This is a genomic window from Alloacidobacterium dinghuense (assembly GCF_014274465.1).
GTDB lineage: Bacteria > Acidobacteriota > Terriglobia > Terriglobales > Acidobacteriaceae > Alloacidobacterium > Alloacidobacterium dinghuense.
Window position 1 is genome coordinate 894,266 of record NZ_CP060394.1, and the last position, 11,346, is coordinate 905,611.

Annotated in this window: 12 protein-coding genes; 6 read left to right on the forward strand and 6 right to left on the reverse strand. The window is 55.8% G+C overall.

Annotated features, from left to right (window positions below):
- Positions 1-151: 151 nt before the first annotated feature.
- Both H7849_RS03665 and purQ read right to left on the reverse strand, forming a co-directional pair.
- Complete coding sequence (locus H7849_RS03665) at positions 152-946, reverse strand: tyrosine-protein phosphatase (RefSeq protein WP_186744223.1); 795 nt, start codon at positions 944-946, stop codon at positions 152-154.
- A 17-nt stretch (positions 947-963) separates the two neighbouring features.
- A complete protein-coding gene (gene purQ, locus H7849_RS03670; protein ID WP_186744225.1) occupies positions 964-1,698 on the reverse strand; it encodes a phosphoribosylformylglycinamidine synthase subunit PurQ in 735 nt (244 codons plus the stop codon).
- A 189-nt stretch (positions 1,699-1,887) separates the two neighbouring features.
- Here purQ and H7849_RS03675 point away from each other — a divergent pair, with 189 nt between their 5' ends.
- From H7849_RS03675 to H7849_RS03690, 4 genes are all read left to right on the forward strand, one after another.
- Positions 1,888-2,391, forward strand: coding sequence for an AI-2E family transporter (locus H7849_RS03675; RefSeq protein ID WP_186744227.1), 504 nt, complete (start codon positions 1,888-1,890; stop codon positions 2,389-2,391).
- 408 nt (positions 2,392-2,799) lie between these two features.
- Positions 2,800-3,828: a hypothetical protein gene (locus H7849_RS03680; RefSeq protein WP_186744229.1), complete on the forward strand. Its 1,029-nt coding sequence runs from the start codon at positions 2,800-2,802 to the stop codon at positions 3,826-3,828.
- A gap of 268 nt (positions 3,829-4,096) precedes the next feature.
- Positions 4,097-5,134, forward strand: a complete 1,038-nt coding sequence (locus tag H7849_RS03685; protein WP_186744231.1) for an aldo/keto reductase — start codon at positions 4,097-4,099, stop codon at positions 5,132-5,134.
- A 182-nt stretch (positions 5,135-5,316) separates the two neighbouring features.
- The gene (locus H7849_RS03690) at positions 5,317-5,928 is read left to right on the forward strand and encodes a thioredoxin family protein (protein WP_186744233.1); all 612 of its coding nucleotides are present in this window, start codon (positions 5,317-5,319) and stop codon (positions 5,926-5,928) included.
- Positions 5,929-5,989: 61 nt separating this feature from the next.
- Here H7849_RS03690 and H7849_RS03695 read toward each other — a convergent pair whose 3' ends face one another.
- Together H7849_RS03695 and H7849_RS03700 are read right to left on the reverse strand one after the other, a co-directional pair.
- Complete coding sequence (locus tag H7849_RS03695) at positions 5,990-7,315, reverse strand: replication-associated recombination protein A (protein WP_186744235.1); 1,326 nt, start codon at positions 7,313-7,315, stop codon at positions 5,990-5,992.
- Entirely contained in the window at positions 7,227-8,000 is a 774-nt protein-coding gene (locus tag H7849_RS03700) for a hypothetical protein (RefSeq protein ID WP_186744237.1), read from the reverse strand. Before H7849_RS03700 ends, H7849_RS03695 begins: the two co-directional genes overlap by 89 nt.
- Positions 8,001-8,673: 673 nt before the next feature.
- Here H7849_RS03700 and H7849_RS03705 point away from each other — a divergent pair.
- A complete protein-coding gene (locus H7849_RS03705) occupies positions 8,674-9,159 on the forward strand; it encodes a hypothetical protein (RefSeq protein WP_186744238.1) in 486 nt (161 codons plus the stop codon).
- A 287-nt stretch (positions 9,160-9,446) separates the two neighbouring features.
- Here H7849_RS03705 and H7849_RS26665 read toward each other — a convergent pair whose 3' ends face one another.
- The gene (locus H7849_RS26665) at positions 9,447-10,298 is read right to left on the reverse strand and encodes a DoxX family protein (protein ID WP_251106588.1); all 852 of its coding nucleotides are present in this window, start codon (positions 10,296-10,298) and stop codon (positions 9,447-9,449) included.
- Positions 10,299-10,442: 144 nt separating this feature from the next.
- Here H7849_RS26665 and H7849_RS03715 point away from each other — a divergent pair, with 144 nt between their 5' ends.
- The gene (locus tag H7849_RS03715) at positions 10,443-11,009 is read left to right on the forward strand and encodes a DUF417 family protein (protein WP_186744240.1); all 567 of its coding nucleotides are present in this window, start codon (positions 10,443-10,445) and stop codon (positions 11,007-11,009) included.
- A gap of 107 nt (positions 11,010-11,116) precedes the next feature.
- Here the strand turns inward: H7849_RS03715 and H7849_RS03720 are convergent, their stop codons facing one another.
- Positions 11,117-11,317, reverse strand: a complete 201-nt coding sequence (locus tag H7849_RS03720) for a hypothetical protein (protein WP_186744242.1) — start codon at positions 11,315-11,317, stop codon at positions 11,117-11,119.
- Between the last annotated feature and the right edge of the window lie 29 nt (positions 11,318-11,346).

The window sequence follows — 11,346 nt, forward strand, 5'->3', positions numbered from 1 at the left end:
GTTGCCATACGAGCAAACGGGTCGCCATGTTCCGGAAGAGTCTAAGCCGTTAATACGAAATCCTTCGTAATTGAGGGAAGGAGCTGTCCAACGTTCGTTTATGGACAGACCTGTCCGGAGCCGGACAGGCGTCCATAAACCTGGATGGCGTTTATTTGGTCGAGAAGAGTCGGCTTAAGAAAGTTTTTCGCGGGCGCATTTCTTCTTCTTCGTACAGGCCGAGCATTTCTGGTTGTGGCGGGAAGTCGGCGCTATAAAAGGCCGCCTGGGGATTTGTGACGCAAATCCGTTCAGCCGTTTCTTTGCCGTACATGTTTTCGACGAGTTTGTAAGCCTCGCTCATGACGGGAGGCCGCGAGGTGAGATTATGTGCGTCGGTCGCGATGAAGTGTACCCAGTTCTTGTCGAGATAACTGAATGCCATAGCCTGCGCGGTCTTACCGAATCGGCCAGTAAGCGACGATGCCGTGACCTGTACAAGGCAACCCTCGCGGAGCCATTCCACCATTCGATTAGGATGTCTCTGGATGGTGTGGTTGCGCTCGGGGTGGGTGATGATCGGATGCATGCCGGCAACTTTCATTTCATAGAAGGTGTCAGCGATGCCCTGCGGGATCATCAGATCGGCGAATTCGACCAGCAGATACTGCTTCTGGTTGATGGTGTATTTCGTCTTGTTCTCGAATGCATCCTCGATGTTGTCGAAGGAGAGATGGAAGTCGCAGCCGAGACCAAAGGTGATCCTGCCGTCGAGGCGCTGCTGCAACTGCGCGAGGCGGTCAGCATTCTCTGCCGGATCAAAATTGTATCTATGATTCGCGTGGGGCGTGCAGACGATGTGAGTGATGCCGTCGTTGGCTGCCATCTCGGCCATCGCGACCGAGGTGTCTAGATCAAGAGAGCCGTCATCGAGTCCAAAGAGCAGGTGATGATGAATATCGATCATTGTGCAGTCGAACCCCCTTACGATACCGCTAGTTCATGGGTCGTGGGGGTCTGGCCCTCTTTCTCCTGAAGCGCTATCACCATAGATGCGAAAATTTTGTACCCGTCTACAGATCCAAGCAGGTTTTCCGAAGAGCGATCCGGATGCGGCATCATTCCAAGTACGTTGCGGCCCTCATTCAGGATTCCTGCAATATTGCCGAGTGAGCCGTTTGGGTTCGCATCCGGAGTGATCTTGCCGTCAGACGTCGAGTAGCGGAAGACGATGCGGTCTTCGCGCTCGAGTTTGGCTAGTGTTTCGGCATCGCAGGAATAATTGCCTTCCATGTGGCCGATGGGGATTTTTACGACCTCGTTTTTGTTGAGTGTCTGGGTGAACGGCGTGCCAGTGGTTTCGGTGCGCAGGTAAACCTGTTTGCAGATGTACTTGAGTCCTGCATTGCGCATGAGCGCGCCGGGGAGTAATCCTGCTTCAGTGAGGATTTGGAAGCCGTTGCAGATGCCGAGCACGAGGCCTCCGTCGGTGGCGAATCTCTTGACCGACTGCATGACGGGCGAGAAGCGCGCAATGGCTCCGGTGCGGAGGTAATCGCCGTAGGCAAAGCCGCCGGGGACGAGGATGGCGTCACAGTTTTCGAGACTGGGAGAGTCGTGCCACAGGAAGGTTACCGGCTGGTGGGCGATCTCGGAGATAACGTTATAGGTGTCGTGATCGCAGTTCGAGCCGGGAAAGACGAGGACGCCAAACTTCATATTTCTAGGCTAGCAGTTTTGGCCGGGCTCTGCTGCGAATTCAAGATCAATAAGTTAGGGTTACGGTACGCTCACAACGCTGTTTGATGATCTGCAAGATTGAGATCTGGATGTTGCGCATGACTGCGTCGGTCCGTGGTCCAATCTTTTGCCAGAAGCCGTGAGTCTAAAGCATACTTAGGAGCACTTATGGGCGGCGGCTTCGACATCAAGACCACGGGAAGAATGGCTGGAAGTGCGCTTGTGAACTGGTGGCGCGCGGTTTCGATTGAGGCCCTGTGCGTTGCCTTGATGTGGCTAATCGGGTTGTGGCTGCTGCATGTGCCGCTCTTTCCAGTTTGGGCGCTGATTGGCGGCCTGATGACCTTCATACCAAATATCGGCGGCGCAATTGCGCTGATTGGGCCAGTCTTGTCCATTGTGGCAAGTTGGAAGGATCTGGAGCGTCTTGGATTCGTTCTCGGGCTGTACGCGGTGATTGTGGTTGTCGATCAACTGGTTTTGCAACCGATGCTTATGAAGCGCACAGCGCGCGTGCCGATCTGGGCTTCGATTCTGGCGCCGATTGTGTTGGGGATCGTCATTCCGTTCTGGGGTGTCCTGCTGGCTCCGCCACTGCTGGCCGTCATTTACGCGTTTCGCAAGCCGAAGGTCAAGGGACCGATTCCGCCCGTTATTCCTCCTGCAAGTTGAATCCGTCTGGCGTGCTGCGATGGCTGCCGCAATGAGGGCTGAACCTCCCGTTTTTGTTCCTGTGGTCAATATACGAATTTTCACTTGACGCCACTGGAATCCAGCGGTAGATGTGGAGGTCGGTCAGATCAGCGCCTGCTCACTGGACCACTGGATGCGGCGCTGCTTGTGCGCCGACCTGGAGATACGGAAACGCAGACAGGCTGAAGGTTCAACGGCGTTGCGTGCGTGCCGTGGAGTGTACCTCCGCTGCATGTGCGACTGATAGTCATTGTTCCCCTGGCCCGCAATTCACCATGCGATTCCTATCGCCTACCTCGACCCCTGGGCTCCAAGACAGTTCGCGGTGACTCGCTCGATCTCGCCGAACCGCCAATCCAGATGTTCAACGTCAGGAAGGAGATTCCCATGCTTAGTATCTGCGCGGACAATTCCGGGCACAGGATTTTAACCGCCTTTGCCCGGTGCTTACTGGTGTTGGTGGCCATCATCGGTTGGCTCCCCTATGCTCTTGCACAATCGACAGGCGACCAGCATTTCTTCGTACTCGACAACCCCGGCGACCCTAACTTCAATCAGTTGCTTGGCATCAACAGCGCACGCGTCATCGTCGGTTATTTCGGCGATGGCACGGTTGTTGCGAATAATGGCTATGTGCTAATTCCCAAGAATCATTACGCACCCGATAACTTTACGAATCTACCGTCCGGGGACTTCGCCTCACAGACACAGGCGATCGGTATCAATAACAAGAGATTTCCGGACATCGTGGGATTCTACACGGACAATGCGACCGGTTTTACCCATGGTTTCCTGGACTCTAATGGCACCCAATCTACTGTCGATGACCCCGCAGGCTCTGCGCCGAACGTCACAACGCCAGTCCAGAATCTGCTCGGGATAAACGATTTTGGTGACGCAGCAGGGTTCTGGATGGACAACAACGGCCACGAGCATGGCTTCATTGTCTTGCTGGACTTTCAGACGCCCAGCAAGTCGACATTCATCGAGATTCCACCGTCTATGTTTAAAGGCGCCGTCGCCACGCAGGCCAGCAATTTCACCGACCTCGGCCAGGTCTGCGGCTTTTGGACCGATGGCGATGGCAACAATCACGGGTTCTTTGGCCTCCTGGGCCCCTTGCTTTTCATGTTCAATGTCGAAATCAATGGCGTGCCAGCCATCAGCACGTCGCCTTTCGGCTGCAATAACAAAGGGGAAGTCGTCGGTTCCTTCACTGATGCCAGTGGCAACGTCCACGGGTTCATCTTCAACCACGGCCGATCCGTTCAATTTGACGCCCCAGGTTCGTCGCAGACTCCCGCCTTTGGCGTCATGGGTACATTCATCAACGGTGTCAACGATAATGGGGATATCGTCGGATTCTTTTCCGATGGTACGAAGGTGAACGGGTTCGTAAACTACGCGGCACACTGACGCATGAGCCAGGACGACAACTAGCACTGACCGCAGGGCACGGCTTGCCCGTCGATGTTGAGACAGAAACCAACTTCACGGCAATGAGTATCCACCAACGCGTCATTCGAAGGACTATGAGGACGGTAGTCTCGTAGTCCTTTGTTTTTTGAGGGGCGAATTATGCGTGGTGTTTGTACAAACTCTGTACAAAAAATGATGCAATCTAGCTAAGCTATGTTTTTAGGCGCATTTATATTCACTTACTTACTAATTGTAGGAGTCAAAAATGGAATATAGACAGCTTGGCTATTCGGGACTGAAGGTTTCTGCGCTCAGTTTTGGCGCGGGAACTTTTGGCGGCGGCAACGAATTTTTCAAAGCATGGGGCAGCTCGGATGTGGCCGAGGCTACGCGGCTTGTCGATTTGTGTCTGGATGCTGGAGTGAACCTCTTTGATGTGGCGAATATCTATTCGACTGGACTGGCCGAGGAAATCCTTGGAAAGGCGATCGAGGGCAGGCGCGATAAGGTTCTGATTTCTACCAAGGCGACTTTCAAGATGGGGGATGGGCCGAATGATCTGGGGTCGTCGCGCTACCACGTGATTCAGCAATGCGACGCGAGCCTCAAGCGGCTGGGCACGGACTACATTGACATCTACCACATGCACGGCTTTGACGCGACGACTCCGATTGAAGAGACGTTGGATACGTTGAATACGCTGATGCATCAGGGCAAGGTTCGCTATATTGCATGCTCGAATTTCTCCGGCTGGCATTTGATGAAGTCTCTGGCTATCTCTGATCGCTATGGGTGGGCGCGATATGTGGCGCACCAGGTGTACTACTCGCTGGTGGGCCGCGAGTACGAGTGGGAGTTGATGCCGCTGGGGCTGGATCAGAAGGTTTCGTCGCTGATCTGGAGCCCGCTGGGATGGGGACGTCTGACGGGGAAGATTCGCCGCGGGCATCCGCTGCCGGAGACGAGCCGCTTGCACAAGACTGCGGACTATGGACCGCAGGTGGATGACGAATATCTCTACACCGTGGTGGATGCTTTGGAAGCGGTCGCCAAGGAGACGGGAAAGACGGTTCCACAGGTCGCGCTGAACTGGCTGCTGCAACGGCCTACTGTTGCCAGCGTGATTATGGGCGCCCGGAACGAGGAGCAACTGAAGCAGAATCTCGCCGCTGCCGAATGGAATTTGACGGCAAAGCAGGTAGCTAAGCTCGACAAAGCCAGCGCAGTGCAGCCGGTCTATCCGTACTGGCATCAGTGGCAGTTTGCGGAGCGGAATCCGTTGCCTGTGCCGCAGGTGAAGTAGCGTCATCCAGGGCTGTTTGGGGCGCGGGCTTTTAATCCGCGCCCGCCTGACTGCTTCGACTTTTCTGGTCACGTTTGGATTTCCCGTCGCAAATTCGTTACACATTGATCGACGCATGGCGCCGAGTAGCGTCAATATAGTAGACACCTGCAAGTGATACGGGCCTTTCTCATGAGGTGAGTATGATTCGCAAACCCTTCCTGTCGATGGGCATGTTGGTGGCGGCGCTTGCTCTTTCTATTGCTGCTTACGCAGTCCGCGTGGGCGATACCGCTCCTGATTTCACCGGAACTGATTCCAACGGTAAGGCGCACAAGCTTTCCGAATACAGAGGGAAGTATGTTGTGTTGGAGTGGACGAACAATGGCTGTCCTTACACGCTGAAGCATTATGAGAGCGGCAACATGCAGGCGCTGCAGAAACAGTGGACGGCGAAGGGCGTGGTCTGGTTGACGGTGCTTTCTTCAGCTCCGGGCGAGCAGGGGTACATGACGGCGGTGCAGGAGAATGCCTACTTGCGCAAGGAGAATGCTGCGCCTACGGCGGCTCTGCTCGACCCTACGGGAGTAATCGGGCATGATTATGCGGCAAAGACGACGCCGCATATGTTTGTGATCGATCCTACAGGGAGACTGATTTATGCTGGCGCGATCGATGATCATGCGACAACCGATGTTGGCGACGTTAAGGTGTCGAAGAACTATGTCTCGGCCGCACTGACCGAGGCGATGGCGGGTCAGCCGGTGGCTACGTCTTCGACTCGACCTTATGGGTGTTCGGTGAAGTATCAGTAAAACGAATCGCGCTTCGGGCCGTAGGGGCGATATCAATGACTCTTCCATTAGTTGGGACGCTTCACCCCTTGGCTTCTTTGATCTTGCGGATTTCTTCCATGCGTTGGGCCAGGAGTTTTTCGCGGCCTTCGTTTGTGGGGTGGTAGTAGGTGCGGTTTCGCAGGCTTTCGGGGAGGCATTCCATGTCGGCCACTCGGCCTGCTTCGTCGTGGGCGTATTTGTAGTCCTTGCCGTAGCCCAGGTTCTTCATCAGTCCGGTGGGCGCGTTGCGCAGGTGCAGCGGGACGGGTTCGGCGCGGGTGTGTTCGATGTCGGAGAGGACTTCGCCGTAGGCGGTGTAGAGGGCATTCGATTTGGGCGCGAGGGCGAGGTAGGCGACGGCTTGTGCGAGCGCGAGATCGCCTTCGGGTGAGCCGAGGAAATCCATCGCGTCCTTGGCGGAGAGGCAGAGGTTGAGGGCTTCGGGCGAGGCGAGGCCGATGTCTTCGACGGCCATGCGGATGACGCGGCGGGCTACGTACATCGGGTCTTCGCCGGATTGGAGCATGCGGCCGAGCCAGTAGAGCGAGGCGTCGGCGTCGCTGTTGCGGACGGATTTGTGCAGGGCGGAGATGAGGTTGTAGTGCTCCTCGCCCTGCTTGTCGTAGAGCAGGACGCGCTGTTGCAGGGCTTCTGTCGCGATTTCTTTCGTGATGCGGCTTTTCGCGGATTGCGCCAGTCTTGCGGCGACTTCGAGGCCATTGAGTGCGTGGCGCGCGTCTCCGTTGGCGTAGTTGGCGAGGAGTTCGAGCGCTTCGTGACTGGCTTCGATCCCGAAGTCGCCGAGGCCGCGCGTTTCGTCGGCGAGTGCGCGTTCGAGCAGATGAAGGATCTGCTCATCGGTGAGCGCGCGCAGGGTGTAGACACGGCAGCGCGAGAGCAGCGCAGAGATGATTTCGAAGGACGGGTTCTCGGTGGTCGCTCCGATGAGTCGGATGGTTCCGCGCTCAACGTAGGGGAGAAAGGCATCCTGCTGCGCTTTGTTGAAGCGGTGAATCTCATCGATGAAGAGGATGGTGCGCGAGCCGTAGGTCGAGGCCTTTTCGGAGTCGGCCATGACCTGCTTGATTTCCTTGATGCCGGAGAGAACGGCGGAGAACTCGATGAAGGTCGCTTTCGTGGTCTCGGCGATGATTTTCGCGAGCGTGGTCTTGCCGACTCCGGGTGGTCCCCAGAAGATCATGGAGGAGGCGTCGTCGCGCTCGATCTGCACGCGCAGCGGCTTGCCCGGGCCGAGGAGATGCTCCTGTCCGACGTATTCATCGAGCGTGTGCGGGCGCATGCGCTCGGCGAGTGGAGCGCTTTTTGCCGGCGTGGCGAGATCGGGTGTGTTGCCGAAGAGGCTCATACGACCTGTGTCTTTGATTTGAGTGTATTCCCTCGTAGAGCGATCCCATGTCTCTGCGAGACATGGGGCACCCGACGCTCTCGTTGATGGGCTGTCGTTGCGTTTCGGCGACAGCCTCGATTTTCGGGAGCAGGACAGGCTTGCTTTGTGCGGCTTGCTCGGCTTCCGCATTCAGCCTGGCCTCTTCCGCTTTTCGGGCGCTCAGTTCTTCGGCTTGACGGAGGAGGATTTCGCCGAGGCTGGGTGGGCGTTTTCTGGCGGCGGCTTCTTCCGGTTCCGGGCTCTGTTTTTCCGGGCCGATGAGGGTGCCGTCTGCGTGTTCGTGGGCTTCGCGAACCGTCTGCTCGATAGCTGCTTCCTTCACGGCCATGGCGGCGCGGTGGCGGTTGTTCTGCGAGGCTACTTGAAGGCCGTAGATGAGGATGCGGGCGCGGCGTGAGTCGATGCGGTTGGCGGCTAAGGCCAGGACCACGTCGGAGATGGCGAGTTGGATGGCGTCGGCGTCTTCGAGTGGCGAGAGGTTGAGGGTGGTTTCCTTGGGTTCGGTGTAGGGCTCGTAGGGCTGGTTTTGCGGCGATGGGCGGCGGCGGGTCTTGTGGTGGAAGTAGCAGAAGTCCTCGGCCTTGAGGGCGGGTGACTGGCACTTTTTGCCGCTGGTGAAGATGTGTCGGCACTCGTTATACATGGGTTTGGTCTCCCCTATATTTTTCGTAAATTCTTCTTTTTGCTGGTGGTTATGGTGCTTATATATATGGTGCGCGCTATGCGCGGTCTTTTTAGACCCACCCTATCTCCTCGAACATCGCGAGGAGACAGGATGGGGCACCCGGCACCTGTCTCTTGCCTGGTCGTGAATTGTGACTCCCCCCGTATGTTTTCGCTAAATTCGTCAGATGGTTTGGGTTAGGGCTCGCGTGAGGCGGTGGAAACCCGGGGGCTAAAGCCCCTTGGACTGCAGGTTTCGTTTCACCGGGCTAAAGCCCGGTGCTTCTACCCTGCGAGCCCGGTGCTTCTACCCTGCGCTTCGCGCCTTTGAAAAAGCCATTTCCCCTAAACACGAAAAGCCCGCCATCTTTGGCGGGCTTTTTTCTCTCTATATCCAGTTTAACAATTCAGGGGGAAATAGTACGCCAAACTGGCCTAAGTTTCTTCTGTTTGAAATGTGCGGGTTAGGAGATTTGTTGGGCCGGAGGGGCTTGACAACTTTTGATGCGATCCCATGTCTCTGCGAGTCCCTTCATCGGGCTCAGGGCAGTCAATGGGGCACACAGGGTTTGGACCAGGTCGACCGAAAAGTCCGGATTGATGAAGATACGTCCAGAACGCGCCCCTGACCGTCCAATATATTGGGGTGCGTGGTGAAACTCCGGGTTCTCACTGCTCTCAGCGTCATTTCCGTCGTGACGTCGCCGGTCTTTGCCCAACCTAAGCCTCTTGCACTTTGCATCGTCCATACTAAGTTGCAAACGGAACCCCCGTATGAGCCCGCCGCCGGTCCCTACGCCACCGGGGTGTACGAGCAACTGGCGGCCCGGAGACTGCAGGACGGTGCAAGCCTCGATATCACTGTACTCGCCGCAACAGCCCAGCAGGACATCCTGCCCGAGGTCCACCGCCTGCAGTGTAGCTACGTTGTTCAGCTGTGGCACAACCCCCGTCTCGGAGACATCCTCTACTTCTCCCTTTGGAACAGTGCCACCAGGAAGGTCATCGCCCAGGGCGCATCGCCTATCCGCCTCCTCCTCTCGCAGGATCCCCCTCCTCCCGGACCGCAGCCCGTGGAGCGTGATCCCTGCGCTGACCTTGCCCAACAAATCATGAAAAAACTGAACAAACTTCCGTGATTTATTTGGACGACCCAAGCCCGACCAACAATCATCCATTGGCACCACTTCTTTTCATAATGATCCATGGTTGTTGTTCGCCGGGTTGTTTCCGTGTTATCGGCTACACACTCGAAATCGAGACAGCTCTACTCGTTTTGTCGCACATGAACTGCTTAACATGCTCGTATTTCGGACGACTCATCGCGATAGTGGATGGGTGACCGACAATACCGGAGTTTCACGCTCGCCCGACCGACAAGGAAGGAATTTCACGATCTCAGATTCAGACGAATGGCGATTGCCGATCAGGATGTCCGCTGCACGAATATTCCCGAGAAATATTTGCGGTAGTGGAAGAACAGGAAGACCCACAAGATCGCCGCGAGAACTCCAGGTTGCCATCCCACGGGCGGCAACAAAAGGAGGAACGCGATGATATTGACAATGATCGGCGCGAGGATAGCCAAGGCGAACGGAACATAGCGGTTTACCAGCAACAAGGCGCCGCTGATCACCTCGAGCGCGCCCACGAAGAGGATGTAGTGGGCCTGGAACATTGCGCCCACGAACATACCTGCAATGCCCGGAGGAAACGGCTTGGGGAGAAAGTGCAGGTAGGCATTCAGGCCGAAGGCGACAAAGATGACGCCTAACAAGATGCGGGCGATGATGACCGCGATTTTCATGAATCCTCTGTTTATTGCAACAGCAGAATCAGCCCTGAAGTATACGCCAATCGAAATCTGACGGGCAGTTTTTTTGGGGTTTACAGGTGAATATTCAGAAGGCGCTGTCGAGGATGGAGGGTGCTTGCTCTGCTGGAGGCGGGCAGGGTGGTTGGGGTCGGTGAATTCGAGCAGTTCGATGGGCGCGCCATTTTCGACTATGAACGCGACGCGGACACCGTCGGATGGGCTGTTGGGAGGAATCAGGATTTCGCGGCCAGCAAGCTCGGAGGCGAGATCAGCCACTTCAAACGCGACGTGCGGAACCTGCCGGACGAGATCTGGGACCGCCGCGTCGGCTTCAAAGCGCATCCACTCCATGCCAAATTCGCTTTTCTCGTGGCTGACGACAAAGACTTTCAGGTGCTTCAAGTGGGTCTCGCCAGGCTTCGCTTCGGTAGTGGGAATTCCGATGTGATGGTATCGGCGCATTGTTTTTCCGTTCTTCGTGGAATTGGCACAAATTCTACGCTGTCGGGTACTCTCGTCGGATCGTCACCGCGATGGTGTTGACAGTGTTTCAAATCGGCCTTCAATATTTGACGACGATGGATCATCGCATAAAGGAGTTCTTTTATGACTGAACCCACATCCGCTGAGGCTTCGGGTGAAGGTGTGCGCGGATCTCAAGCGAACACAGGTAACAAACTGCAGGCGAAGAGTGTTCTAACGAAGATTGCAGCGTTTGTTGCGGAGCGAAATATCCCTTTCCTTGTTTGCAGCATTGGAATGATCGTGATGTTGCTGTGGGCAGGCAAGTTCAAAATGACAGCACCTGGAGCAGAGGGCATAGTCCCGCTCGTCAGTAACAGCCCGCTTACCAGTTTTCAATTCAAGGTCTTTGGACCATATCTTCTGGGGGATATGATCGGGGCCACTGAATGGACAGCAGCAATCCTGCTGATCATTGGCTACTTTAAACCTAAAGCAGGCATTCTGGCCGGGATCATTCTAGTCGGCATGTTCTTCACCACAAGCAGCATGTTGATCACGACTCCGGATGACACCATCGTGTTTCACGGCATGCATTACATGAATAATCTCGGCCTGTTTCTCTTCAAGGACATCATCTCTTTCGGAGTTGCGTTCTATCTGATCACCTACTATGGCGGAAAAGCGATGCTGGCTGAAAATCAGAGATGATGGTCTGCGGGGAATACCAACAGACTCGTGAGGATATCATCGGCAATACGGAAACAACCGGGGAGCCCGCGAAACTTCCGGGTTGCCGACAATCAATGCTTGCGATGTCAGCCATTCTGCACACCGCCCTCCCTCAATCGGCGGAAGAACTCTTCCACATCGAAGGGCAAGTCTTCTCGTTCAGTGTGTCCGATCCATTCCATCGGAATCGTCGCCATCGTTCGGAAGACAGCATCCGAAACCTCTTCATCCTTGATCCAAGGAGCCAACTGCTCTTGCGCGAATTCGTTGAGCAGTCGAATCATCATTGAGCGATACCAGACCGCCTCGAAGTTCG